Origin of the sequence: Streptomyces sp. SolWspMP-5a-2, assembly GCF_900091845.1 — a bacterium.
Lineage (GTDB): Bacteria > Actinomycetota > Actinomycetes > Streptomycetales > Streptomycetaceae > Streptomyces > Streptomyces doudnae.
This window is the reverse complement of sequence record NZ_FMCI01000314.1, coordinates 1-25,346: the sequence shown is the minus strand read 5'-3', so window position 1 is coordinate 25,346 and position 25,346 is coordinate 1. Positions and strand designations below refer to the sequence as shown.

Below are 25,346 nucleotides of genomic sequence, written 5' to 3'. Positions count from 1 at the left end.
GCGAGGCACCTGGGGGGGAACCATCCTCTCCTCCTGATCGTCTACAGTGCAGTAGACCGACTACTGCGCTGTAGACGCAAGAGGCCGCGGGCCTGCGTCGCGCGCGGCGGTTCCCCACCCGTGCCCGGTACACCCGGCAGCCCATCATCGAAGGGGCCAAGCGCCGATGACGCTCGCGCACCAAGCCGCACCCCCGCTCCAGCTCGCCGTCAACGTCCTCGACGCGCAGTCGCTGCTCGCCGCCTTCGGCACGATCGGCGTCGCCGTCGTGCTGTTCGCCGAGACCGGCCTGCTCATCGGGTTCTTCCTCCCCGGTGACTCGCTCCTGTTCACCGCGGGGCTGCTCTGCGCAGGAGGCTCGGGAACCGTCCAAGGGCATCTGTCGCTGCGCTGGGTGCTCGTCGCGGCGGTCGTGGGCGCGCTGACCGGCGCCCAGACCGGATACCTGCTCGGCCGCCGTGCCGGACCCGCCCTGCTCGCCCGCACGGAATCCCGCAGGATCACCGAAGGCGCCGAGCGCGCCGCGGACATCCTCGCGCGGTACGGCCACGCCAAGGCGATCGTGCTGGCCCGCTTCCTGCCCGTCGTGCGCACCGTGCTGAACCCGATCGCCGGAGCGCTGGCCGTCCCGGCGCGGACCTTCGCGCTCTGGCAGGTGGTCGGCGGGCTGGTGTGGACCGTCGGCCTGGTCCTGGCCGGATACGCCCTGGGCGCCTCCGTCCCCGACGTCGACCGCTATCTGCTGCCCATCATCGCCCTCATCGTCGTCGTCTCCCTGGTCCCCGTCGCGGTGGAGGTGCTGCGCGCCCGGCGCACGCGCGGCACCGGAGCGGGCGGCGCCTGATGGACACCGCCACGACCACCACCGCCGTCGGCTCGGGCCACGACGGTTCGGGCGTCGACGGGAGCGCCTTCACCCACGTCGTCGACGCCGCGCACGAGGCCCCGACCTGGCTGGACAGCCTCGTCTCGGTCTATTCCACGTACGGGCTCGCCCTGTTCGCCGTCCTGATGCTGATCGGGTGGTGGCGGACCCGGGCGCAGGACGAGGCGCGGGCGGTGCGGGCTCTCGCCGCCCCGGTCCTGACCCTGATCGCCTTCGGCGTCAGCGCGGTGCTGAAGCTGCTGGTGCGCGAGGACCGGCCGTGCCGGTCCCTGCACGTCGTCACCCTGGAGGCGTGCCAGGCGCCCGGTGACTGGTCCTTCCCCAGCAACCACGCCACGCTCGCGACCGCGGCCGCCGTCGCCCTGTGGTGCGTCTCGGCCCGCCTCGGCGTGGTCGCGACCCTCGCCGCGCTGGCGATGGCCGCCTCACGGGTCTGGATCGGGGCCCACTACCCGCACGACGTCCTCGCCGGCATGGCCGTGGGCGTGCTCGTCGCGCTGCCCCTGTCGCTGCTGCTGTCTCGGCACGCCCGGACGGTGGCGGAGCTGTTCCGCCGGACCCGGCTGCGCCCGCTGATCGCGGCGTGAGCCCGGCGGCCGGGGGAGGGCGGCCGCGCAGGATGCAGGGGCACGGGGAGGGACACGGTCGCGGATGCCGGGGCACGGGGGTGCGGAGACGCGCGGATGCGTGAGGCGCGGGGCCGCGGACACGGGGGGTGCGGAGACGCGCGGATGCGTGAGGCGCGGGGCCGCGGACACGGGGGTGCGCGGGCGTCGGACGTCGGGGCGACCGGTTCGCCGAGCCGACGGCCCGGGGGAGAGGGAGGGCCGTGCGGTCAGTGCACCTCCGGGCCGAAGCGGCGTCTGTAGGCGGACGGCGTGATGCCGGTCTCGCGGCGCATCAGCGTGCGCAGGTTGGCGGCGGTGCCCAGTCCGCTGCGCCGTGCGACCACCTCGAACCGGGACTCGCCGCGCTCGATCAGGCGGCACGCGAGGGCGAGCCGTTCGCCGGTGAGCCAGGCCAGGGGCGTGGTGCCCAACTGGGCCTGGAAGCGGCGGTGCAGCGTCGCCGGGCTGACCGCCGCGCGTGCCGCGAGACCGGACACGGTGAGCGGTTCGTCCAGCCGCCGCTGGGCCCAGGCCAGGACGGGGGCGAGGGACTCGTCCGCCAGGTCGGGCATCGGACGTTCCACGAACTGCCGCTGTCCGCCGTCCCGGTGCGCCGCGAAGACCAGGCGCCGGCTCACGGAGTTGGCCACCTCCGCGCCGTGGTCGCGCCGCACCACGTGCAGGCCGAGGTCGAGGGCGGCCGCGCTTCCGGCGGAGGTGAGGATGTCCCCGTCGTCCACGAACAGGACGTCCGCTTCGAGCCGGACGGACGGGAAGCGGCGCCGGAAGGAGTCCGCCCACTGCCAGTGCGCGGTGGCCCGGCGCCCGTCGAGGACGCCCGCCTCGGCCAGGGTGAAGGCGCCGCTGCAGAACCCGATCAGTCGCGCGCCGCGCGCGTGGGCCCGGCGGACGGCGTCGAGGACCGCGGCGCGGCGGGGGACCTCGATGTCCGGGCGATTGGGGACGATCAGGGTGTCGGCCGTGTCCGCCGCGTCCAGCTCCCCGACCCCGGTGAGCGTGAAGAACCCGTCGCGCATCAGCGTGCGGGGCTCGGGCGAGCAGAGCCTGAAGTCGTAGAGGTCCCGGCCGATCTCGGGCCTGCGCAGACCGAAGACCTCGGTCGCGCAGCCCAGCTCGAAGGGGTTCGAGTTCTCGTCGACGATCACGACGACCCGGTGGACGTCGGTCGTGGACGACGAGTGCGAGGATTCTTGCGCCATATGCGATTTCTAGCACTCACGCCGGACGCACGGAACGGTCGAGGATGCATTCATGAGCAGCGAACCCCTCTCCCTCAGCGAGGCCCTGGCCTCCTTCGACGCCCTGTGGAGCCCGCGCATCGTCACGCGGGTCAACGACTACGACGTCCGCGTCGCCAAGGTCGGGGGCGAGCACGTCTGGCACGTCCACGACGACACCGACGAGTTCTTCCTCGTGCTCGACGGCGAACTGCGGATCTCACTGCGCGAGCCCGGCGGTGAGCGCACCGTCGTCCTCCCGCGCGGAGCCGTGTTCACCGTCCCCAAGGGCACGGAGCACAAGCCGCACGCCCCCTCCGGCGCCGAGATCCTCCTCTTCGAGCCCAGCGGGACGCTGTCGGTGGGCGACCGCCACGAGGAGGTCCCGGAGGGAGTCGACGCGACGACCGGCCACGCCCTCACCATCTGACCCGCCGGGGTCTCCCGGCCCGCTACCGGCCACCCCGGGCGTCGGCACCCCGGGGTGGCCGGTGGCGGGCGCGTGAGCCGGGCCGACGGGGCGGCTCCGGCGGACGTCATCCGGTCGGAGCGGTCCCTGGCGTCCACGGCAACCGTTCCGTATCACCCGAATGGCCTAGTGGTCACCCTGCCGGAAGGAACTGTTCGCCCGTTCGGTCCAACCTGGAGGCAGTCCGCCACCGAGTTCCCGTGGTCACCGCTTCTCCGGGAGTCGTCATGGTCCTGGTAGCCCTGCTCCTGCCGCTGCTCGTCGCGCTCATGCTCTTCGGGCTCGACGCCTGGGAGAACTTCCTGTTCGCCGGGCGGGCGGAGAAGCCGGGCGCCGAGGCCGAACGCCCCAAGGAGCGCTTGTGACGCGCGGCCCGCGCCGGATCGCCGGGGCCAGGACCGGCGGCCGACCCTGCTGCGCGCGAACCCGGTGTCGGTCCCGGCGCGCGACCGCTCAGGCCCGTGTGTAACCGCCGTCCGCGAAGAGTTCGGCGCCGGTGACGAACGACGAGGCGTCCGAGGCCAGGAAGAGCGCGGCCTCGGCGATCTCCGCGGGCTCGGCCAGGCGTCCGAGGGGCACGACGGCCTCGGCGAACCGGTCGGCGTCCTGGCCCGCCGCGCGCAGCAGGGCGGGCGTCCTGGTGGGTCCCGGGCTGAGCACGTTGACCCGGAACCGGCGGTCACGCGACTGCCTGGACCAGTTGTGCACGAGGTTCGTCAGGGCCGCCTTCGAGGCGCTGTAGATCTCGAGCTGCTCGTTCGGCCGCAGGCTGTTGCTGGAGCCGATGACCAGCACGGAGGCGTTCTCCGACAGCAGCGGCAGGGCCTTCTGGACGGTGAACAGGGGTCCCTTGACGTTGACGGCGAGGGTCAGGTCGACGTCGGCCTCGGCGTGGTCGCCGAGCCGGGCGTCCGCGACGATCCCGGCGTTGGCGACCAGCACGTCGATGTGTCCGGCGTCCTCGCGGACCCGTGCGTAGAGCGCGTCCAGGTCGGCCAGGGAGGCGACGTCGGCCCGCACGCCGGTGGCCGCGGGGCCGATCTCCCCGACGGCGGCCGCGAGGCGGTCTCCGTCACGGCCGGTCACGAAGACCCGCGCGCCCTCCTCGGCGAAGCGGTGTGCGATGGCCAGCCCGATCCCGCTCGTCCCGCCGGTGATCACGGCCACCTTCTCCTGCAGCACGCGTGACATGTCGTCCCCTTCAGTTCTGGAATGGATCGTCCATAACGTAGGCAGTAATGGACGACCGAGTCAAGAATGGCTAGCCTGGGATCATGGCGAGACCACGAGCGTTCGACGAGGGCCGGGTGCTGGAGCGGGCGCGGGAGCAGTTCTGGGAGACCGGCTTCGCGGGAACCCGCATGGACGACATCGCACGGGCGACCGGCCTGGGCAAGGGCAGCCTCTACGGCGCGTTCGGCGACAAGGGCGCGCTGTTCCACCGGGTCTTCGACGGCTGGTGCGCCGCGGTCGTCGAGGTGGCCGAGGGGCGACTGGCGGACGGCCCGGACGCGGAGGCGCTGGACAGGCTGTCGTCCTACGTGCACCTGATGGCGGAGAACACCGCGGCCGACACCGCCCGGCGGGGGTGCCTGCTGGCGAAGGGCACCGCGGAACTCGCCCAGCACGACCCGGCGGTCGCCGCGCGGTCCGCCGCGACGATGACGTCCCTGCTGGCCCTGCTGCGCAAGGAGATCGGCGCGGCCCAGCGGCACGGCGACCTCGACAGCGCCGCGGACCCGGAGCGGTTGGCGGCGCTGCTGCTGACGGTGGTCCGGGGCATCGAGGCGGTGGGCAAGGCCGGGCTCGACCCCGAGACGCTGCGCGGCGTCGCGGACACGGCACTGGCCGTCCTGCCCACGACGCCGTCCCGGGGTGACGGCGCGACGACGTGACGGACCGCGCCCGCGAGCGCTGACGCGGCCCGGCCCGCCCGCGCGGAGAAGCCCGAACCTGAGCCGACCGGGCCGGCCCAGCCCAGCCGCGCACCTGGGCCGACCAGACCAGCCCGGCCGCGCGCCTGGGCCGACCAGACCAGCCCGGCCGCGCACCTGTGCCGACCGGTCCGGCCCTGCGCGTCGGCGGGCCCGGCCCGCCCGCGAGAGGACGCGCGGATCAGATCACCAGGGCACGACCCCGTCGTCGTCGAAGAGCAGGCCGCTGGGGGCTGTCGTCGGGCAGGGTCGCCAGCCTGACGGCGATCGCCGCGCCCTGCGCGGGGGTCCGGTCGCCGCTGAACCCGTTGAGGTCGGTGGCCACGTAGCCGGGGCAGGCGTTGTTGATCAGGACGCCGCTGCCGCTCAGCTCCTTGGCGTACTGGACGGTGACGGCGTTGAGGCAGCTCTTGGTCGGCGCGTAGCCCCCGCTGGCCCCGCCGAGGTCGACGCCCGGCGTGGTCTGGAGGGTCAGGGAGCCGACATGGCTCGACTGGTTGACGATCCGGGGGTGTTCCGAGCGGCGCAGCAGCGGCAGCATCGCGTTGGTGACCCGGATGACGCCGATGACGTTGGTCTCCAGCAGCAGCCGTACGGTCTCGATGTCGAGGGTCGTGGGCTCGTCGGGCCAACCACCGGCGGCACCGGCGTTGTTGACCAGGACGTCGAGCCTTCCCGCCCGCTGTTCGATCAGCCTGACCGCGGCGGCCACGCTCGCACCGTCGGTCACGTCCAGGGGTACGGCGAACGCGTCGACCCCGGCCGCGCGCAATGTCGCCACGGCGTCCTCGCCGCGTCGCGCGTCCCGGGCGCCGACACCGACACTCCAGCCCCGCGCGCCCAGCCCGGCCGCGATCTCGTACCCGATCCCCTTGTTCGCGCCGGTGACCAGCGCGGTCGTCTTCTCGTTCATGACAGCGAGCATGCGCGGCCCGCGGGCACGGACCAACACCGTCCCGGTGGTGCGGCGATACCCGGACGGTATCGATCCGCCGTCCGGCGTCCGTACCCTGGACCCATGGAACTGCGCGAGCTGCGGTACTTCGTCGCTCTCGCCGAGGAGCTGCACTTCGGCAGGGCCGCCCAGCGTCTGGGGATGTCCCAGCCGCCCCTGTCCCGCGCGATCACACAGCTCGAACGGCGGCTCGGCACCGTGTTGTTGGAACGCACCAGCCGCAGGGTCGCGCTCACCGCGGCCGGAGAGGTACTGCTGGCCGAGGGGCGCGCGATCCTCGGTGCGGTGACCGCGGCGGAGCGGCACACCCGCGGCGCCGCGGCGACCCGTCCGGGTCTTGTCCTCGCGGTGAAGTCGGGCACCGCGGGCGACCTGCTGAAGAAGCTCCTGGACGCCTATGCCGCGGAACCCGGGGCGGCCACCGTCGAGCTGCTGCTCTGCGAGGCGCACCAGCACCGGCTGGCGGTGCGCGACGGGCGGGCCGACGTGGCGCTGCTGCACCTGCCCTTCGACTCGGCGGCCGGGCTGGACACCGAGACGCTGTTCACCGAGGGACAGGTCGCGATCCTTCCGGCCGCGCACCCGCTCGCCGCCCGCGCGCGGCTGCGGACGGCCGACGTGACGACGCTGCCGGACCTCCCGACGGCGCGCTGGCCCGATCCCGGCGGCGGCTACCCGGAGGGACCCGGTCCGGAGATCCGGAACCTGACCCAGCTCTTCCAACTGGTCGCGCTGGGCCGTACCACCGTGGTCCTCCCCGCGTCGGCCGCCACCGACCTGAGCCCGGACCTGGCGGCCGTGCCGGTCCTGGACGCCCCCCTGGTGACCACGGCGATAGCCTGGCCCCCGCACAGCCGCCTCCGCACGGTCGCGGACCTGGTCCGTGTGGCGACGTGTCTGTGAGACGGGCGGCCCGCCGGGGGCGGCTCCGCCGGAGTGACCCGAGCCCCGGACGCCCCCGGCGGTGAGGAGGCGCGACCGGGCCGGGTGCCGGACCTCGGCGGAGACACGGGCCCCACGTCCGGGCGACGTCCCGGCGACCGCGAGGAGAAGCCCGATCCCACCGGGTGGGAGAGAGGCGACCCCGGCACGGTAGAAAGGGACCTATGCCGGAGCGTGAGATCCCCGCGGGGACCATGGACGATGTCGACGCGGTCACCAGGGCGGTGCTGACCGCCTCCCGCCTGCTGGTGGCGGTGTCGGCCCGCTCCCTCGCCGAGGTCGAGGAACGGGTCACCCTGCCGCAGTTCCGCATGCTCGTCGTGCTGGCCACCCGGGGCGCCACCAAGCTGGTGGTGCTCGCCGACCTGCTCCAGGTGGCGCCGTCGACCGCGATGCGCATGGTCGACCGGCTCATCGCGGCCGGACTCGCCGACCGCCGGGCCAATCCCGGCAACCGCCGGGAGACCCTGCTCCAGGCCACCGACGAGGGGCGGCGGGCCGTCGAGGACGTGACCGCGCGGCGCCGCGCGGAGATCGCCGCGATCGTCGCACGTCTCGGCCCCACGCAGCGGCTCGCTCTCATCGAGGCTCTGGGCGCCTTCAACAGAGCGGGCGGTGAGCCCCCGGTGACCCCCGCCGCGGGCGACCCGGAGCCCCATCCGCTCGGCTGGGCCGTCGACGAGGCCAGGGCCCACAAGATGTGACCGGGCGGGTCCCCGTCGGACCCGAGCCTGTCGGGGGCACCCTGTCGATCGTGACCCGGTCGCGAACGGTCCCGTCGGCGACGGCTCACGGGTCCGCGGCGGTGGGGACACCGGGAGTTCGCCGTCGCGCCCCCGTCGCATGACCGTGTGACCTCGCCACCCGTCAGGAACGGGACGGGACCGGCGCGTTCAGGCCGTGGTGCGCACCGCGCGCAGTGCGCTCTGGTGACTCAGCCAGCCCACCGGTTCGCCGCGCTCGGAGGCGAGGACGGGCACCCCGGTGCCCGCGACCGACAACAGGGTGTGCAGCGCCTGGACCAGCGGCTGATCGGCCAGCACGGGCGGCGGTGACTGGGCGAGCAGGCCGACCACCGCCGGCGCGTCGTCCGGGCGTTCCGCCAGCGCCTCCGCGACCGCCCGCGCCGTCACCACGCCCACGTAGGCCCCGTGGTCGTCGACGACCGGCAGCGCGCCGTGGCCCGAGAGGCTCAGCAGACCGGCGGAGTCCGCGAGCACGGTCGACGCGGGCAGCGGTGACGGCAGGGGCTCCATCACCGCGTCCACCCGCTGCGTCCCGATCCGCGCGCCGGGGACGGGCCCGTCCAGGTCGATGCCGCGCCGCCGCAGCTTCAGGGTGTAGACGGTGTCGCCGGACAGCAGTCGGCTGGTGGCCGTCGCCAGCACGATCGCCAGCATCAGCGGCAGGATGATCGAGTATTCACCGGTGAGTTCGAAGAGGATCACCACGGCGGTGATCGGTGCCCGCGCGGCACCGGCGAACACCGCGCCCATGCCGACCAGCGCGTAGGCGCCGACCGCGCCCGCCGACCCGGGAAGCAGACGATGGACGAGCGAGCCGTACCCGGAGCCGAGCATCGCCCCGATGAAGAGGCTGGGGGCGAACACCCCGCCGGAACCGCCGATCCCGATCGTCAGGCTGGTCGCCAGCATCTTGCCGACCAGCAACAGCAGCAGGAAACCGACGGCGTAGCCGCCCTCGGTGGCCTTCTCCAGCACCGGGTAGCCGACGCCGTACATCTGCGGCAGAACCAGCAGCACGGCCCCGAGCGCCACTCCGCCGACGGCGGGCCGCAGCCACTCCGGGCCCCGCCAGAGCCAGTCGCAGGCGTCCTCGACCAGGTACAGGAAGCGGGAGAAGCCGACGCCCACCACGCCCGCCACGACGCCGAGCGCCGCGAACAGCGCGTACTGGCCCAGGTGGTCCACGTGGAAGTCGGGAAGCCGCAGGAAGGCCAGGTTCCCGAAGGCGGCCCGTCCGATGACGCTCGCGGTGACACTGGCGAGCACGGTGGCCCCGAACGCCTCGGCGCTGAACGTGCCCAGGATCAGCTCCATGGCGAAGAACACACCGGCCAGCGGCGCGTTGAAGGTCGCCGCGATACCGCCGGCCGCGCCGCAGGCGACCAGCAGCCTCATCCGTCCCTCGGTCACCTTCGTCACCCGGCCGAGGGCGGAGCCCAGGGAGGAACCGATCTGCACGATCGGACCTTCGCGGCCGACCGAGCCGCCCGACCCGATGCACAGGGCGGAGGCGAGCGTCTTCACCACGGCGACCTTCGGGCTGATCCGCCCGCCGCGCTGCGCGACGGCGAGCATCACCTCCGGAACGCCGTGGCCGCGTGCCTCCTTCGCGAACCGGTGCACGAGAGGGCCGTAGAGCAGTCCGCCGACCACCGGCGCGAGGAGCACGAAACACGGGCCGAGCCAGGGCGCGTGCGGGTTGCCCGCGCCCGGGGAGGCCGCGTAGTCGGCGTGCCCCGAGAAGAACCGGGTGAAGGTCTCGACGCACCACCGGAAGACGATGGAGCCGATCCCGGCACCCACCCCGATCACCACCGCGAGCACCATCAGGTTCCGCGGCGCGCTCCTCAGCGCCGCGAACCCCTGGAGGCGCGGGCGACCGCTCTTCGTATCGCTGGGCACGTGCTTCCCGTCCGTCGTGTTCGGCCTCGGGCGCTTTGATTGCACACCCTTACCTTTGCATTATGCAAATGATGTCAAGGGCCCACCCGCCTGCGGCCCCGCGACGGCGTCGGGCGGGCGGTACGCGGGGTGCCGTCGGCCCGCGCGGCGACGGGACGGGCCGGTGCCTTGGCGTCCGCGTGCGTCAGGGGGTCGCGAGCACGGCCCGGTCGATGATGTCGAGGCCCTCGTCGAGTTCGGCGTCCCGCACCGTCAGCGGAGGCAGCAGCTTGACGACCTGGCCCGTCGGTCCTGACGTCTCCACGAGCAGCCCCCGTTCGAAGGCTCGGGCGCAGACGGCGGCGGCTCGCGCCGGGTCCTCGAACTCGATGCCCCGGACCAGCCCGCGGCCGCGGTGGCTCAGCCCGTGGTGCTCGCGGGTCATCGCGCTCAGCCGCTCTTCGACGCGGTTCCCCAGGCGCACCGTGCGCCGCTCCAGCTCGTCGTCGGCCCAGTACGTGTGGAGGGCGGCCGTCGCCGTGACGAACGCCGCGTTGTTGCCGCGGAAGGTGCCGTTGTGCTCGCCCGGCTCCCATCGGTCCAGCTCGGGCGAGAAGAGCGTCAGTGCCATGGGCAGGCCGTAGCCGCTGACGGACTTCGAGAGGGTGACGATGTCAGGGGTGATCCCGGCGTCCTCGAAGGAGAAGAAGGGTCCGGTACGGCCGCAGCCCATCTGCACGTCGTCGACGATGAGCAGCATGTCGTGGCGTGCGCACAGGTCGGCGAGCGCGCGCAGCCACCCGGGTCCGGCCACGTTGACGCCGCCCTCGCCCTGGACCGTCTCGACGATGACCGCCGCGGGGTGGTCGAGGCCGGATCCGGAGTCCTCCAGGAGACGTTCGAGCCACAGGAAGTCGGGGACCCGACCGTCCAGGTAGCGGTCGAAGGGCATGGGGGTGCCGTGCACCAGCGGGACGCCGGCACCGGCTCGTTTGAAGGCGTTGCCGGTGACGGCGAGAGACCCGAGGGACATTCCGTGGAAGGCGTTGGTGAAGGAGACGACCGGTTCCCGGCCCTTCACCTTCCGGGCGAGCTTGAGCGCGGCCTCGACCGCGTCGGTGCCCGTCGGCCCGGGGAACATCACCTTGTAGGGCAGGCCCCGCGGGCCGAGGACGAGGTCCTGGAAAGCGGTGAGGAAGTCCCGCTTCGCCGTGGTCGCCATGTCCAGTCCGTTGACGATCCCGTCCCGTTCCAGGTAGCTGAGCAGGGCGCGCTTGAGGACGGGATTGCTGTGGCCGTAGTTGAGCGATCCGGCACCGGCGAAGAAGTCCAGGTAGCGCCGCCTCTCCTCGGACCAGAGCCTGCTGCCGCGGGCGTGGTCGAAGACCGTGGGCCAGCTCCGGCAGTAGCTCCTGACCTCCGATTCGAGCAGGTCGAACACGCTCATGGATGTCCCGATCACGGTCATACCGGTGGATCTCCTGGGGAGTTGGTGCTGGCGGGCGGAAGCAGTCCGTTCACCCCGTGCGCGCGGACGGCGCGTCGTCCGCCCTCCGGACGGGGCGGAAGCCGTCGCGCGGCGACGCGGCGGCCGGACGAACCGGTCCGAGGAGGGCTCCCGTCCGCAGGACGATCCGCCCGAGGCGCGCCTGTCGGCGGGCGGCGGGGACGGACCGGCGCGCGGCGGCCCAGGCGGCACGCTGCTGACGGGCGACGACGGGGCGCCAGAGCCGTTCGTAGGAGGCCAGCGCGGCCTCGACGCTGCGGGCCCCGGCGAGTTGGTCCGCGAGGACGCGGGCACCGGCGAGATCAAGGAGCGCGTCCTGCCCGCCGAGCGGGGACACGGCGTGGCAGGCGCCGCCGACCAGCGTGATCCGGCCCTGGCTCCACGAGGGCAGCTCCGTCTGCGTCACCGGGTGGTGGCGGAGCCGCAGGGACGGCGGGCGCCCGTGCCCGGCCGGAGGCACGAGGAGGCGCGTCGCTCCGAACGCCCGCCGCAGCGCCGCCCAGTTGCCGTCGGGCGGGGCGGTGCCGTCGGCGCGGTGCACGGCGGAGACGGCGACTCGGCCGTCGCGCAGGGGGTGCGGGCCGATCTGCTGACCGGGTCCGTCGGTGCGGGCCCGCATGCCGTCGAGCCGGTGGTGCGGTTCCGGGTCGTGGACGGCGGACGCGATCGAGCGCAGCCCCGGATCGCGCACGTGCCGGTGTCCGGGACCGAAGGCCAGGGTGCGGACGGCGGAGTGGGTGCCGTCGGCCCCGACGAGGAGGTCGGCGCCGATGCCGCCGCCGTCCGTGAGGCGCAGGCGGACTCCGTAGCGGTGGGCGTCGATCCGCTCCGGGCCGACGCCGGAGAGCCGTGCGACGGAGGCTGGCAGCCGTTCCCCGAGCGCCAGTTGGAGGTCGGACGTGAGGACGCGCAGCCCTCGCCCGTCCCGGGACCGGCGGGGGAACCGCCGTGCGCCGGTGTCGCGGCCGCCGTCACGGGCGTCGATCGGGGCGGTGCCGGTGACCGGCCGGCCGAGTTCCCGCAGGCGGGGCAGGAGGCCCATGGCGTCGGCGGCGTCGTGCCCCGGGCCGTGGACGTCGATCAGGTCGTCGCCGGGAGGCCCCGGCTCCCCTTCGAGGAGCAGGACCTCCCAGCCGGGCAGCTCGCTCAGCCGGACGGCGAGGGCGAGCCCCGCGACTCCCGCTCCGCAGATCAGCGCTCGCATGGACGTGTCCCCCTTCGCCGGGTCGGGATCATGGAGCCGCGCCTACTTTTGCACAATGCAAAGCTTCACTGTCAAGAAGTCCCGGAGCGGAGACCAGCCCCGGCGGAACTCCCGTGGCGACCCCGTCAGAGAGGCGGAGTCGTGGTGACGGCCGACGCCGCACCCGCCCCGGCCGCCGCCGGTCGCGCTCGTCCGTGGGCGTGCGTCGTGCCAGGTGAGAGCGGTCCACGTCCGGGATGCCGGGGTGTCGGCCGGGAGCGGTCTGCGTGGAGACGCCGCTCGCGCCCGACCGTCCGACGCGGGGCGCCCGTTGCCCTCCTCACCCGGGCCGGTGGCGGGGGAGAGGCGCTGGTGTGTTGTCGGATCGTTGCCCCGCCGCGACGCCCCGGAGTCCTCCGGACGTGCTCCGCCGGTGCCCGCGGACCCGGCCCGGCGGTGAGCGGAGGGCCCCGCGATCCCGACCCCGCGGGACCGGCGGGTGTGCGCCGTCGTTCCGGGACGCCGTCCAGTTCCGGGCGGGGGCCGGGAGAATCGTCACGTCCCCGGCTTTGCCCGTACGGCTCGTGGGGCGCGGCGCCCGTGCCACGATGAGAGCACCGTCCGGGAGAGCGACTGCCTCGGCGCGGGGGCGGAGCGATGGGGCGGTGGGATGGACGGGAGACGGGCCGCGGGACTGGCCGGACTCAGGACCCAGTCCGTCCTCGTCGTCCTCTTCGACGGCGTGCAGCCTCTCGACGTGGCGGGCCCCGTGGACGTGTTCACGGCGGCGGCCCGGTACGCGGGGAGTGAGGACGCGCCCCCCTACGCGATCCGCACGGCCTCGCTCGGAGGCACGCCCGTGCGGTCGGCGGGTGGACTGGGCCTCGTCCCCGACCTCGACCTGACGGAGGTCCGGGAGGCCGACCTCGTGCTCGTGCCGGGCGGGCCCGGGGTGGCGGACGTGGACGGCCGGCTCGTGTCCTGGCTGCGGGAGCGGGCGCCCCGGGCGGGACGCCTGGTGTCGGTGTGCACGGGGGCGTACCTGCTGGCGAGCGCCGGTCTGCTCGACGGCCGTCGCGCCACCACGCACTGGGAGTGCTGCGCGTACCTGGCGGACCGGTTCCCCCGGGTGACGGTCGACCCGGACCCGATCTTCGTCCGGGACGGTTCGGTCTCGACGTCCGCGGGCGTGACGACCGGAGTGGACCTCGCCCTCGCCCTCGTGGAGGAGGACTTCGGACGCGCGGTGGCCTACGAGATCGCCAGGCTCCTGGTGGTCCACGTCCGAAGGCCGGGGGACCAGCCGCAGTTCAGCACCCAGCTCGCGGCGCAGGTCGCCCGCTCCGACCCGCTGCGCGAGGTCCAGTACTGGGCCGCCGCCCATCCGGCCGCCGATCTGACGGTTCCCGCGATGGCGGGGCGCGCGGGCCTCTCACCCCGCCAGTTCGCCCGTGCCTTCGCCGACCAGGTGGGCGTCACCCCGGGCCGGTACGTGGATCTCGTTCGCCTGGAGGCGGCGCGGCGCATGCTGACGGACACACGCGACGGCGTGAGCGCTGTCGCGCGCCGCTGCGGATACGGGTCGCCGGAGGCGATGCGCCGCGCTTTCCTGCGCGAACTCGGCCTCTCACCCACGGAATACCGCCGTGATCCCGCCGGACGGACCGATACGGAATCCTCGTCCCATCGGTGACGCAGAGGATTCACCGTGCCGCGTCACCGCTCTCCCGTTCGCGATCGACCCGTTGGACGCGTCCTCAAGTTCCGGTGATGGCAGATTAGTTGGTCTGTGTGACATGGACGGGAAACCGAAGGCGCTTTTAGGGTTGTCGAGCACCTGAAACGACTCCGCGGCCCTGTCCGCGTCCGGAAAGCAGAGACCTCCATGCCCCCTCCCTCGACCGGTTCCGCGCGGTTCGCCGCACGGCCTGGCGGTATAGCCGCAACCACCGCCGGCCTCGTTCTCCTGGCGTCCGGATGCGGTTCCGGAGCCGCGTCGCGACCTGCGGCGGAGAACGCGCCCGCACCCACGAGAATCGTCGCTCCGGCGCGGACGTCCTACCCGCTGACCATCCGGAACTGCGGCCGGAAAGTGACGTTCGACAAGGCGCCCGAGCGGGTGCTCATCATGAATGGCGCATCGGTCGGAGAAGTGCAGTCGTACGTTCTCCTGGGTCTTCAGGACCACATTCTCGCCAACGCGCAGAGAGTGACCGTCTCCGATGATCCGGGCATGGTGGAAAAGGTGGCGGAGCTGCCCACCGGAGGAACCTCGTGGAACAAGAACTTCGACGTTCCGGCCGAGAAGGTGCTCGACCTGAAACCGGATCTGGTGGTGTCCACCTGGAGCGGCGGATTCAACGCGGAGAGCGGGTTCGCCACCCGTGACCAGTTGGCGAGAGCCGGTATCGACTCCTACGTCAATCCGGTCGACTGCGCGTACGGGGCGACGCGTCCGTCGGCCGCCGATCAGGCCGCCTACGACCGGCAGTCCATCGCGTCCACGTACGACTTCATCGAGGAGACCGGCGTGATCTTCGATGTGCAGAAGAAGGCGGCCGAGGTGGTCGCCGGGCTCAGGAAACGGGTCGAGGCCGTCGGCGACCGGGTCGCGGGCGAGGACCGCCCGAAGGTGCTGCTGGCCTTTCCCGGGATGGCCTCCATGAACGCCGGCGGTCTGCCCGCCGTCTTCTCCGGCGGTGTCTACGACGACATCATCGAGAAGGCGGGAGGCGAGAACTCCTTCCCGAGCGACGGGCCGGACCCGGACCTCACGTCGACCCTGAGCCCCGAGGCACTGGCGAGCGCCGAGGTCGACGTGCTCGTGGTCGGGTTGACCGATCCGTCCGAGGAGCCCGAGGTGAAGCGGCTCGCGGACCAACTGTTCGCGAAGTACCCGCAGTGGAGCGCGTCCCGCACGAAGACCTACACCTCCCTCGCCGACGGGGCGTTCATCGGCCCGGCGAACGTCCGTGCCGTGGAGAAGATCGCCGATGCCACGCACCCCCGCTGACCGCCGGGCGCCGTCGCGCGGACCGCACCCGGTCCCGGGCCGGGCGACGGGCCTGCTGTACACGGCGCTCGCCGCGATGCTCGTCGCGGCCGTCACCGTCGCGGTGTCCACGGGCACGGTGGCCGTGCCCGCCCGGGACGTGTGGGACGTGGTCCTGCGGCACCTCACGGGCGGCGCCGATCGCCTGGACCCGCTCCAGGACCAGATCGTCTGGGACCTCCGGCTGCCCCGCGTGCTCGTCGCCGCCGTGGTCGGCGCCGGTCTCGGCGTCATCGGTGTCGCCCTCCAGGCGCTGGTCCGCAACCCGCTCGCGGACCCGTACATGCTGGGCATCACCCCGGGCGCGTCGCTTGGAGCCGTCCTCGTCTCGGCGACCGGCTCCACGGCCCTGAGCGGTCTCGGCATGACCGGCGGCGCGTTCGTGGCGTCGGTGCTCACCATGGGCGCGGTGTTCGTGATCGCCCAGCGCGGTGGCCGCCTCACCGACACACGGCTGATCCTCGCCGGTGTCGCCGTCGGGTACCTCGCCGTCGCGGCCACGAGCTTCGTGCAGTTGCAGACCGATCCGCAGCGGATCGCCGGCATCATGTTCTGGCTGATGGGCAGCCTCGCGGGCGCCGAGTGGTCCGACCTGCGCCTGCCGACGGCCGCACTCGTCCTGGGCACCCTCTGGCTCTTCACGCAGGGGCGCTCCCTCAACGCGCTGATGGCCGGGGACGACACGGCGGCCGGTCTCGGCGTCGACGTGCACCGCCTGCGGCGACGGCTGCTCGTCGTGACGTCGCTGATGACCGCGACCGTCGTCGTGGTCGCCGGAGGGCTCGGCTTCGTCGGACTGGTGATCCCGCACATCGCCCGGCTCGCCGTGGGCGCCGAACACCGGCGGGTGCTGCCGACGTCCCTGCTCACCGGTGCCGTCTTCCTGGTCCTCGTCGACCTCGCCGGCCGGACCGTCGCCCGCCCCGACGAACTGCCGGTGGGCATCTTCACCGCCGCCGTCGGCGTCCCCGTACTGCTCTGGCTGCTGCGCCGGGCCAGGCGCTCGGAGGGAATGTGACACGGCTCGACTTCGACGGGGTCTGCATCGACCTCGCCGCCACCCGCACCGTGTCCGACGTGTCGTTGAGCGTCGCGCCCGGCGAGATGGTGGGACTGATCGGCCCCAACGGCAGCGGCAAGTCCACGCTCCTGCGCAGCGCGTACCGCGTGCTGAGACCCGTCGCCGGAGCGGTCCTCATCGGAGGCGAGGACGTGTGGGGGCTGTCGGCGCGGGAGGCGGCGCGCCGACGCGCCATCGTCACCCAGCACACCGTGCTCGGCGCCGAGTTCACCGTGGAGGAGGTCGTCGCCATGGGCAGGACCCCGCACCGGGGAACGCTCGACCGCGACGGCGCCGAGGACCACCGCACGGTCCGGCGGGCTCTGGAGGACGTGCACATGGCGTGGGCGTCCGGGCGGTCGTTCGCCACGCTCTCCGGCGGCGAGCAGCAGCGGGTCCTGCTCGCCCGCGCCCTCGCCCAGGAGGCCGGGCTGCTGATCCTCGACGAGCCGACCAACCACCTCGACGTACGGGCCCAGTTCGACGTCCTGGACCTGCTGCGCGACCTGGGCATGACGACCCTCACCGCCCTGCACGACCTCGACCACGCGGTCTCCTACTGCGACCGTGTCGCGGTCATGGCGGAGGGCGGACTCGTCGCGGTCGGACCTCCGGCGGACGTGCTCACCCCCGAACTGGTCCACCGGGTCTTCGGGGTGCGCGCGGTGCTCGACACCCACCCCCTCACCGGCAGGCCGCGCATCGCCGTCGCCTCCGCCACCCGCGCGCAGGGCCGCACCCCCGCATGACCGCGGCAGTACCCGTGCAGCACCCGTCCCGCTCGAAACGACCGAAGGATTCCCTCATGCAGGTGGCGATCGTCCTCTACCCCGGCTTCACCGCGCTGGACGTCATCGGGCCCTACGAGGTCCTGGGCCGGCTCCCGGACACCGAGGCCGTCTTCGTCGCCGAGACCCCGGGCGCCGTCCGCAACGACCTGGGCGGTCTGTCGGTCGGCGTCGTGGCCCGGCTCGATGACGTGCCCGCGCCGGACGTCGTGGTCGTCGGCGGCGGCTCCGGGCAGGCGGACCAGATGTCCGACGGCCCCCTGCACGCCTGGCTGCGGCGCGTCGACGGCCCGACCACCTGGATGACGTCGGTGTGCACGGGCTCCCTGATCCTCGCCGCCGCGGGCCTCCTCGGCGGACGCCGGGCCACGAGCCACTGGGGCGCCCTGGACCAGCTCGCCGGGTTCGGCGCGACGCCGGTGAACGAGCGCGTCGTCATCGACGGCCACTACGCGACCGGGGCGGGCGTCTCGGCGGGCATCGACATGGCCCTGACCCTGGCCGGTCTGCTCCGGGGCGACGACGTGGCACGCGCCGTGCAGCTCCTCATCGAGTACGCGCCCCGGCCGCCCTACGGCTCGGGGAGCAGGGACACCGCGTCACCGGAGGACGTCGAGAAGATGTTCACGCTGTTCGCACAGGGGTGAACGCCACGGCTCCGACCCGCCGCACCGCGCCGGGCGCAGGCCGGACCGCCACCCCCGGGCCTCGCCGTCGCCGGACCAGGAACCCGCCCGCCTCGGCACCGCCTCCCGGGTCCGCCACCGTCGAAGGCCTAAAGCCCTTGTGAAGCGCGTCACTTGGGCGGGCGGGAACTCGTGCTCCGGCGCGGACGACCACTGCATCGGACCTACGAATGCGGCGGGAGCCGTTCCGGTGGAGAGGATCGTCATGACGGAGAGCCGCGCGGCGGACGAGGCGAGGGGCGTCGTCCCCGACGCCGAACACCCGGACCCACCAGGGGCGGACGGCACGAACCCACCGGCCGCCCGTGCCGCGCGGACCCCGAGCGTGTCGTGGAGCGCCCTGCGGCCGCTCCTGCTGCGGCTGCACTTCTACGCCGGAATCCTCATCGGCCCCTTCCTGCTCGTCGCCGCGGTCACGGGCCTGCTCTACACGGCGACACCGCAGATCGAGGCGGTCGTCTACCGCCACGAACTGCGCGTGACACCGGACGGCACGCCCCGGCCGCTGGCGGAGCAGGTGGCCGCGGCGCGCGCGGCGGTGCCCCGGGGAGCACTGGTGTCGGTGACACCGGCGACCGGCCGCACCGACAGCACCAGGGTCGTCTTCGCGAAGCCCGGCCTGCCGGACGACCACGACCAGACCGCGTTCGTGAACCCGTACACCGCCGAGGTGCTCGGCCAGGAGAGGACGTTCGCCGGATGGTGGCTGCCGGTGCGCGCCTGGGTGGACGGCCTGCACCGGCATCTGCACCTCGGCGAACCGGGCCGCCTCTACAGCGAGACCGCCGCCAGTTGGCTGTGGGTCGAGGTCCTGGGCGGTCTCGCCCTGTGGCTCACGGCGCCCCGGACACGGCAGCGCGTCCGCCGCGTGGTCGTGCCCCTGGGCGGGCCCGCGGGCCGCAGACGCACGATGTCCTGGCACGCGGTGGCCGGGGTCTGGGCCTCGGTCGGCCTGCTCGGACTGTCCCTCACCGGTATGACCTGGTCCGCGCACGCGGGCGCGAGCATCGGCGAGATCCAGTCCGCGCTCACCGGTCCCGTTCCGGCCGTCGGTACGGACCTCCCCGGCGCCCGAGCGGGCGGACCGGACGGCGGCGGCCGGGACGTGGGCATCGACGCGGTCGTGGCCTCCGCGCACGCGGCCGGGCTGCGGGGGGTGCTGAACGTGTCCCCGCCGACGGCGGACCAGGCCGCCTACGTGGTCCGGGAGAACACCCGAAGCTGGCCCGAACGCCATGACACGGTGGCCGTCGACCCCGCCACCGGCACCGTCACCGACCGCGCGGACTGGGCCGACTACCCGCTGTCGGCCAAGATGACGAGCTGGGGCATCGACGCCCACATGGGGCTGCTGTTCGGCCTCGCCAACCAGATCGTCCTCGCGCTGCTCGCCATCGCGCTCACCGGCATGCTGCTCGGCGGGTACCGCATGTGGTGGCAGCGGCGGCCCACCCGGAGCGAGGGCGTCAGGTTCGGCCGCGCGCCCGCGCCGGGAGCGTGGCGCGGACTGCCCGGCCGGTTCCTCGCTCCCGCCGTCCTCGTCGTCGCGGTGATCGGCTACTACGTACCGCTGTTCGGCCTGCCGTTGCTGTGCTTCCTCGCCGTCGACCTGCTCGTCGGGTTCCTGCGCCGCCGTCGCGCCGGACGGACGGGGGCGACCGCGTGATCGCCGCCACCGGACTCAGGTGGATCCTGACCGCTCTGTTCCTGCTGCCCGCGCTGTTCGCGCTCCGGGCGACTGCGGCCCCGGACCGTGCGTCTGCCGACCGGGTGGGCCACGTCCTGCACGCCGTCATGGCGGCGGCGATGGCGGCCATGGTCTGGCCCTGGGGTACGGACCTGCCCGCGGGCCCGCAGATCCTCGTCTTCTCCCTGGGCGCGCTCTGGTTCGCGGCCGCCCCGCGGTTCCGCTCGCCGCGGCCCGCGTCCCCGCGGGAGGGGCTGGCCGCCGCCGTCCCGCACGTCGTCATGATGCTGGCCATGGCCTGGATGGCGGCCGTGATGGATGGCCACGCGACGGCGTCCGGCGGGCCCGGGGGCGGCCACGACATGCCGGGAATGGACATGTCCGGCGGCGGTGCGGCGGTGACGATGTCGCTCTCCGGTGCGGGACAGCAGGGGACCGCCGTCCTGCTGTCCGTCGTCCTCACCGCCTTCGGACTGCTCTGGCTGGCCCAGGCGTTCGACCGGGCGCGGGTGCCCGCGACGCCCCTCCCGGCGGCGGTGGCCGAACCCCTGTGTCACGCGGCGATGGCCCTGGGCATGGCGCTGACGTTCGTCCTCCTCGTCTGACGCCACCGTCCGGTGTCCGGGGCGCGGGACACGGACGTGCGAAGGAGACGCACATCACGATTCGCCCCCGGAACCGCGGGTCACGGCCGTCCGACTACTGGACCGGTACGGCCGTCGCTGCCATCACGGCAGGGCGGCTCGGCGCGACCAGGAAAGGCCGGACATGGCCGAAGCCCCGTTGTCACCCCGTTCCGCCGGTGTGACCGCCCGCAGTCTCCTTCCCCCTCCCGCGCTCTGCGGCTTCCTGCTGCTGCTCGTGCTGGTGTTCTCCGTGTCGTGGGCCGTCGGTTCCGCCGCCGGTCCCGTGGCGCCCGGCCTGCACGGCACCGGCAGAACCGCCGGTGGCGACGGCGGCGACGGGGACGGGGACGGGGACGGCATGGAGGACATGCCCGGGATGGGGCACGGGAGCGGCGGATGAGCGCGGGCGGAGCGACGGCCGGACTCACGGTCACCGACCTCACCGTGGGCGGCATGACCTGCGCGGCCTGTGTGCGCCGGGTGGAGAGGAGGCTCGCCGGTCTTGAGGGCGTCACGGCCACGGTCAACCTGGCCACGGGGCTCGCCCGGGTCAGCCACCCGCCCGCCGTGACCCCCGGCGAGCTGGTCGCGGCGGTCGAGCGGGCGGGCTACCGGGCCGAACTGCCCGTGAGCGGCGGGGACGAGGACAGCGCGCGGACGGACCGGGACGACCCGGAGGCCCGCCGCGAGCGGGAGCGGCTGGTGGTCACCGCGCTGCTCGCGGTCCCCGTGCTGGTGCTGTCGATGGTCCCGGCGCTGCAGTTCCGCAACTGGCAGTGGCTCTGCTTCGTGCTGGCCGCCCCGGTCGCGGTGTGGAGCGCCTGGCCGTTCCACAGCAGGGCGTTGCGGGGACTGCGGCACGCGACGGCCACCATGGACACGCTCGTCTCGCTGGGAGTCGTCGCCTCCTTCGCCTGGTCGGTGTACGCGCTGTTCCTCGGCGGGGCGGGCGAGACCGGGATGCGGATGTCGTTCAGCCCGGTGCCCTCCTCGTCCGAGGGCATGGCCCACCTGTATCTCGAAGCCGCCGTCAGCGTCCCGCTGTTCGTGCTGACCGGGCGGTTCCTGGAGGCACGGGCCAGACGCGGAACAGGACAGGCGCTGCGCTCCCTGGCCGAACTGGCCGCCCGGCACGTCTTCGTCACCGACGAGCAGGGCGAACGAGCCGTTCCCATCGCGGAGTTGCGGGTGGGCCAGGTCTTCGTCGTACGCCCGGGGGAGCGCGTCGCCACCGACGGGCGCGTGACGGACGGCAGTTCCGCCGTCGACCTGTCCCTGGTGACCGGCGAGAGCCGGCCCCGGGAGGTGTCGCCCGGGTCGGCGCTGGTCGGCGGGGCCCTCAACGCGGGCGGTTTGCTGCGCGTCGAGGCCACCGCCGTCGGCGCGGACACCCAACTGGCGCGCATCACACGTCTGGTGACGGAAGCTCAGACGGGCAAGGCGAGGGCGCAGCGCCTGGCCGACGCCGTCGCGGGAGTCTTCGTGCCCGCCGTGCTGGCCGTCGCGGTCACCGTCCTCGGCTTCTGGCTGGGAGCCGGAGCCGACCCGCAGGCGGCGCTCACGGCCTGCGTGGCCGTCCTCGTGGTGGCCTGCCCGTGCGCGCTGGGCCTCGCGACACCGACCGCCCTGATGGCCGCCACCGGGCGCGGCGCCCTGCTGGGCGTGCTGGTGCGCGGTCCGCAGACCCTGGAGGCGCTTCAGCACATCGACACGGTCGTCCTGGACAAGACCGGCACCCTGACGACCGGTCACATGACGGTCGCGGACGTGACCGTCGTGCCGGGAACCCTCGGGCGCGACGAGGTCGTGCGGCTCGCCGCGGCCGTGGAACAGGGCTCGGAGCACCCGATCGGACGGGCCGTCGTCGCCTTCGCGCGCCGCCTGCCGAACACCGGCCCGCTGCCGGACGTCACCGCCTTCACCGCGACACCCGGCCACGGCGTCAGCGGCGCAGCCGGGGGCCGCACGGTCGCCCTGGGCGCACCGGACGGCACAGCGCACCCTGCCCTGGCGGAGGCGCTGACCGACGCCGAGAACGCCGGGCACACCCCGGTCCTGGTGCGGATCGACGGCCGGGACACAGCGCTCATCGCCCTCGGCGACCCGCCGCGGTCCGGCAGCTACCGTGCCGTCGACCGGCTGCGGCGCCTCGGCATCCGCCCCGTGCTCGCGACCGGTGACCGCAGCGCGCCCGCCGAGGCCGTGGCAGACGCGCTCAGGATCGATGAGGTGCACGCCCGCTGCACCCCCGAGGGGAAGGCGTCCCTCGTGCGGCGGCTCAGGGAGGACGGCCACCGGGTCGCGGTGGTCGGGGACGGGGTGAACGACGCCGCCGCGCTCGCCGCGGCGGACCTGGGCATCGCCATGGGCGGCGGAACCGATGCCGCCATCGGCGCGGCCGACCTGACCCTCGCGCGCGGGGACATCGAGGCGCTCGTGGACGCCGTCGGACTGGCCCGGCGCACGCTGCGCACCATCCGCGTCAACCTGCTCTGGGCGTTCGGCTACAACGCCGTCACCGTGCCGCCGGCGATGGTGGGACTCCTGGACCCGATGTTCGCCGCCGCGGCCATGTCCGTCAGCTCCGTGCTGGTGGTCGCCAACAGCCTCAGACTGCGCGACTGGCGACCGGCTCACGCGACAGGCCCGGCGCGCCGGACCCGCTGGGCACGGACCGGGAAGGCGGCGGCACGATGACGCGGATCAGGGACGGAGTCTCCCGGCCGCGGGCACGCGACCGGCGCGGGGTCAGGGACACGGCGCTGGCCGCGCTGGTCCCGGTCGCCGCGTGCAGTGTGGCGCTCGCGGGCCTGACGGCGTGGACCGGTGCGGGCCGTGCGGGCAGCCCGGCGCGTATCAGGGTCACGCAGGGAAAGGTCCTGCTGCCGTCCGCCGGCGTCCCCGAGACGGCTGCCTTCTTCGACATCGCCAACGAGGGCGGCTCGTCCGACACGCTGCTGCGGGTCACGGCCCGGGGCGTCCCGGACGGGGTGGCGCTCTCCCGGCACCGCATGACCGGGGGCAACGGCGCCTACCGGTCGCCGATCGCTTCCGTGGCCGTCGCGGCGGGCGAGAGCCTCGCCATGTCGCCCACCGGCGTCGATCTGACGGTGCCGGTGCCCGAGGGCGGCTGGAGCGCCGGTGACCTGGTGACGTTCACCCTGGAGTTCCGGCGCGGCGGCACCGTCGAGTCCGTCGCGGTGGTGGTGCGTCCCGGCTCCGCGTCCCTTCCGTAGTCGTTCCCGGGACGCCCCGGGTTCCCGCCCACCTGATGTGATGTGGGTCACCTGGTGTGGGGTGAGTCGTGGGGCGGGGTCCCCCACGTACCCCCTGACGACGAGCGAACGCCGGATGCGAGGATGACCGGACCATGACTGTCCGAGGGTGGTACCGCGCGGTGCGGGCGGGCGTGTTCGCCGCCGTCTGCGTGCTGCTCGCCGCCCTCGCCCACGCCACCATGTCGGGGGATCCCGTCCCCTGGTGGGCCATGGGCACCGGAGCGGCCGTGACGGGCGCGGCGGGCTGGGTGCTCGCCGGGCGCGAGCGCGGCCGCGGTCCGATCGTGGTCGTCGTGACCGCCGTGCAGGCCCTGCTCCACGAGGGGTTCTCGCTGGCCCAGCAGGCCGCCTCCACGGCCGCCCAGGCGGGCGCGCACGCCATGAGCGGGCACGCCATGGACATGCGCTCCATGAACATGCCCTCCATGGACATGCGTTCCATGGGTGCGGCGGTGGGTCACTCCGCCGCTGCCGCGCAGGCCGGTTCCACGGGCGGCGGGACGGACATGGCGGTCGGCGCCCACGGCATGACCGGTCTCGGCCACGTCCACGGCATGACCGGGGCCGCGTCGGTCGGGATGTTCTCCGCGCACCTCCTGGCCTCGCTCCTGTGCGGGCTGTGGCTCGCCCACGGTGAGCGGGGCGTCTTCCGCGTCCTGCGGGCGGCGGCCGCCTGGCTGGTGGCACCCCTGCGGCTGCTGCTCGCCCTGCCCGCGCCCGCGCACCGTCCCTCGGTCCGTCGGCGCCGTCCCGCAGCCGACGCTCCGGTGCGTCGTCTGCTCTGCGCCTCCCTCACCTTCCGGGGGCCGCCCGCGGCCGCCGCTGTCGCCTGAGACAGCCGGATCCACCGGGGCCCGTTCCCCCGGCGAGTCCCCGGGACGCCGCGCGCGCCGGGCACCGCCGGGCCCTCGTCGTGCCGCACCGCGGCCGACCCCCCGATTCCCGACGGGCTCCGGGCACCGCCGTACCCCTGCGTACGGACGCACCCACGTGCCGGTGAGCCGGTGCCCCGAGCGGGCCCGCGCACCGGAAGACCCGAGAAGGACATCTCGTGATGATCTCTGTCCTGCCCGCCCGCCGGGCGCACCGAGAATCCGCGGACGCGGTGGCGACCGCGTACGCGCTGGCCGCCCGAGCGGGCGACCACGACGCGGCCGAGCACTTCGTCCGCGCCCTCCACGGCGACGTGCTGCGGTACGTCACCTACCTCTGCGGTGATCCGCAGACCGCGCACGACCTCACCCAGGACACCTTCGCCCGCGCCTTCGGCAGTCTGCACCGCTTCGAAGGACGCGCCCCGGCCAGGACCTGGCTGCTGTCGATCGCCCGGCGCGCGGTCGCGGACAGCATCCGGCGCGCCGCCACCCGCCCCCGGATCGCGGACGCCGTCGACTGGCGTGACGCCCAGGAACGCGGCCAGTCGGTCGCCCTGCCCGGCTTCGACGAGGGCGTTGCCCTCCTCGACCTGCTGGCGGCGCTCCCCGGCGAACGCCGTGAGGCGTTCCTGCTGACCCAGGTGGTCGGCCTGTCGTACGAGGAGGCCGCGGGCTTCACCGGCTGCCCGGTCGGCACCGTCCGCTCCCGGGTCTTCCGGGCCAGGGCCACCCTGGAGCGGCTGCTGCGGGACGCCGAGACACCGGGTGCCCTGGCGGCCTGACCGCGCGGACGCCCCGGCGCCACGGCCGCAGAGAAGGGGCGCCGCCGGTGACGGCGGCGCCCCCTCGGACGGCTGGCGGGGCCAGGGGCGGTCCCCGCCAGCCGGCATCGGCCCGGTGCCGGGTGCGCCCGCGGCCGCACGCCCCGGTCAGCTGGTCGGCATC

24 protein-coding genes and 1 pseudogene are annotated in these 25,346 nt (G+C 74.1%); 19 read left to right on the top strand and 6 right to left on the bottom strand.

The window, feature by feature from the left end; translation table 11 throughout:
- Positions 1–166 precede the first annotated feature (166 nt).
- Both GA0115242_RS30630 and GA0115242_RS30625 read left to right on the top strand, forming a co-directional pair.
- Positions 167–844: a DedA family protein gene (locus GA0115242_RS30630; RefSeq protein WP_093834223.1), complete on the top strand. Its 678-nt coding sequence runs from the start codon at positions 167–169 to the stop codon at positions 842–844.
- On the top strand, positions 844–1,473 hold the full coding sequence (locus tag GA0115242_RS30625; RefSeq protein WP_093834221.1) for a phosphatase PAP2 family protein: 630 nt from the start codon (positions 844–846) through the stop codon (positions 1,471–1,473). Before GA0115242_RS30630 ends, GA0115242_RS30625 begins: the two co-directional genes overlap by 1 nt.
- Before the next feature lie 248 nt (positions 1,474–1,721).
- On the opposite strand, the gene GA0115242_RS30620 is transcribed toward GA0115242_RS30625, so the two are convergent.
- Positions 1,722–2,714: a GlxA family transcriptional regulator gene (locus GA0115242_RS30620; RefSeq protein WP_093834219.1), complete on the bottom strand. Its 993-nt coding sequence runs from the start codon at positions 2,712–2,714 to the stop codon at positions 1,722–1,724.
- Between the two features lie 52 nt (positions 2,715–2,766).
- Here GA0115242_RS30620 and GA0115242_RS30615 point away from each other — a divergent pair, with 52 nt between their 5' ends.
- Positions 2,767–3,162 (top strand): cupin domain-containing protein, encoded by a 396-nt coding sequence (locus GA0115242_RS30615; RefSeq protein WP_093834217.1) that lies wholly within the window; start codon positions 2,767–2,769, stop codon positions 3,160–3,162.
- Between the two features lie 266 nt (positions 3,163–3,428).
- Positions 3,429–3,566 carry a hypothetical protein gene (locus tag GA0115242_RS40995; RefSeq protein WP_176729940.1) on the top strand — a complete coding sequence of 46 codons (138 nt, stop codon included), beginning with the start codon at positions 3,429–3,431 and terminating at the stop codon, positions 3,564–3,566.
- A gap of 88 nt (positions 3,567–3,654) precedes the next feature.
- On the opposite strand, the gene GA0115242_RS30610 is transcribed toward GA0115242_RS40995, so the two are convergent.
- Positions 3,655–4,392, bottom strand: a complete 738-nt coding sequence (locus tag GA0115242_RS30610) for an SDR family NAD(P)-dependent oxidoreductase (RefSeq protein WP_093834215.1) — start codon at positions 4,390–4,392, stop codon at positions 3,655–3,657.
- 83 nt (positions 4,393–4,475) lie between these two features.
- On the opposite strand from GA0115242_RS30610, the gene GA0115242_RS30605 reads away from it, so the two are divergent.
- Complete coding sequence (locus tag GA0115242_RS30605; protein ID WP_093834213.1) at positions 4,476–5,096, top strand: TetR/AcrR family transcriptional regulator; 621 nt, start codon at positions 4,476–4,478, stop codon at positions 5,094–5,096.
- 225 nt (positions 5,097–5,321) lie between these two features.
- Here the strand turns inward: GA0115242_RS30605 and GA0115242_RS30600 are convergent.
- Positions 5,322–6,060 (bottom strand): annotated as a pseudogene (locus GA0115242_RS30600) (SDR family oxidoreductase).
- A gap of 93 nt (positions 6,061–6,153) precedes the next feature.
- On the opposite strand from GA0115242_RS30600, the gene GA0115242_RS30595 reads away from it, so the two are divergent.
- A complete protein-coding gene (locus GA0115242_RS30595) occupies positions 6,154–6,993 on the top strand; it encodes a LysR family transcriptional regulator (RefSeq protein WP_093834211.1) in 840 nt (279 codons plus the stop codon).
- A 203-nt stretch (positions 6,994–7,196) separates the two neighbouring features.
- Entirely contained in the window at positions 7,197–7,736 is a 540-nt protein-coding gene (locus GA0115242_RS30590; RefSeq protein ID WP_093834209.1) for a MarR family winged helix-turn-helix transcriptional regulator, read from the top strand.
- A 189-nt stretch (positions 7,737–7,925) separates the two neighbouring features.
- On the opposite strand, the gene GA0115242_RS30585 is transcribed toward GA0115242_RS30590, so the two are convergent.
- The 3 genes from GA0115242_RS30585 to GA0115242_RS30575 form a co-directional block, all read right to left on the bottom strand.
- A complete protein-coding gene (locus tag GA0115242_RS30585; protein WP_093834207.1) occupies positions 7,926–9,605 on the bottom strand; it encodes a chloride channel protein in 1,680 nt (559 codons plus the stop codon).
- Positions 9,606–9,864: 259 nt separating this feature from the next.
- Positions 9,865–11,127: a diaminobutyrate--2-oxoglutarate transaminase gene (ectB, locus tag GA0115242_RS30580; RefSeq protein WP_093834205.1), complete on the bottom strand. Its 1,263-nt coding sequence runs from the start codon at positions 11,125–11,127 to the stop codon at positions 9,865–9,867.
- 49 nt (positions 11,128–11,176) lie between these two features.
- Positions 11,177–12,370, bottom strand: coding sequence for an FAD-dependent monooxygenase (locus tag GA0115242_RS30575; protein ID WP_093834203.1), 1,194 nt, complete (start codon positions 12,368–12,370; stop codon positions 11,177–11,179).
- A 649-nt stretch (positions 12,371–13,019) separates the two neighbouring features.
- Here GA0115242_RS30575 and GA0115242_RS30570 point away from each other — a divergent pair.
- The 12 genes from GA0115242_RS30570 to GA0115242_RS30515 all read left to right on the top strand — a co-directional run bounded on the left by GA0115242_RS30570 (position 13,020) and on the right by GA0115242_RS30515 (position 25,183).
- Positions 13,020–14,042, top strand: coding sequence for a GlxA family transcriptional regulator (locus GA0115242_RS30570; RefSeq protein WP_093834201.1), 1,023 nt, complete (start codon positions 13,020–13,022; stop codon positions 14,040–14,042).
- Positions 14,043–14,582: 540 nt separating this feature from the next.
- Entirely contained in the window at positions 14,583–15,362 is a 780-nt protein-coding gene (locus tag GA0115242_RS30565) for an ABC transporter substrate-binding protein (RefSeq protein WP_346014022.1), read from the top strand.
- Positions 15,343–16,419 (top strand): FecCD family ABC transporter permease, encoded by a 1,077-nt coding sequence (locus GA0115242_RS30560; protein ID WP_093834197.1) that lies wholly within the window; start codon positions 15,343–15,345, stop codon positions 16,417–16,419. The genes GA0115242_RS30565 and GA0115242_RS30560 overlap by 20 nt, the downstream gene beginning before the upstream one ends.
- Positions 16,416–17,210 carry an ABC transporter ATP-binding protein gene (locus tag GA0115242_RS30555; protein WP_256089794.1) on the top strand — a complete coding sequence of 265 codons (795 nt, stop codon included), beginning with the start codon at positions 16,416–16,418 and terminating at the stop codon, positions 17,208–17,210. Before GA0115242_RS30560 ends, GA0115242_RS30555 begins: the two co-directional genes overlap by 4 nt.
- A 56-nt stretch (positions 17,211–17,266) precedes the next feature.
- Positions 17,267–17,896, top strand: a complete 630-nt coding sequence (locus GA0115242_RS30550; RefSeq protein WP_093834195.1) for a DJ-1/PfpI family protein — start codon at positions 17,267–17,269, stop codon at positions 17,894–17,896.
- 244 nt (positions 17,897–18,140) lie between these two features.
- The gene (locus tag GA0115242_RS30545; RefSeq protein ID WP_093834247.1) at positions 18,141–19,601 is read left to right on the top strand and encodes a PepSY-associated TM helix domain-containing protein; all 1,461 of its coding nucleotides are present in this window, start codon (positions 18,141–18,143) and stop codon (positions 19,599–19,601) included.
- Positions 19,598–20,227 (top strand): DUF5134 domain-containing protein, encoded by a 630-nt coding sequence (locus GA0115242_RS30540; protein ID WP_093834193.1) that lies wholly within the window; start codon positions 19,598–19,600, stop codon positions 20,225–20,227. Before GA0115242_RS30545 ends, GA0115242_RS30540 begins: the two co-directional genes overlap by 4 nt.
- 163 nt (positions 20,228–20,390) lie before the next feature.
- Entirely contained in the window at positions 20,391–20,648 is a 258-nt protein-coding gene (locus GA0115242_RS30535) for a hypothetical protein (protein ID WP_093834191.1), read from the top strand.
- Positions 20,645–22,945, top strand: coding sequence for a heavy metal translocating P-type ATPase (locus tag GA0115242_RS30530; protein ID WP_093834189.1), 2,301 nt, complete (start codon positions 20,645–20,647; stop codon positions 22,943–22,945). Before GA0115242_RS30535 ends, GA0115242_RS30530 begins: the two co-directional genes overlap by 4 nt.
- Positions 22,942–23,484: a copper chaperone PCu(A)C gene (locus GA0115242_RS30525; protein ID WP_093834187.1), complete on the top strand. Its 543-nt coding sequence runs from the start codon at positions 22,942–22,944 to the stop codon at positions 23,482–23,484. Before GA0115242_RS30530 ends, GA0115242_RS30525 begins: the two co-directional genes overlap by 4 nt.
- A gap of 134 nt (positions 23,485–23,618) precedes the next feature.
- Positions 23,619–24,359: a hypothetical protein gene (locus tag GA0115242_RS30520; RefSeq protein ID WP_093834185.1), complete on the top strand. Its 741-nt coding sequence runs from the start codon at positions 23,619–23,621 to the stop codon at positions 24,357–24,359.
- Positions 24,360–24,580: 221 nt separating this feature from the next.
- Complete coding sequence (locus GA0115242_RS30515; protein WP_093834183.1) at positions 24,581–25,183, top strand: sigma-70 family RNA polymerase sigma factor; 603 nt, start codon at positions 24,581–24,583, stop codon at positions 25,181–25,183.
- The last annotated feature ends 163 nt before the right edge of the window (positions 25,184–25,346 follow it).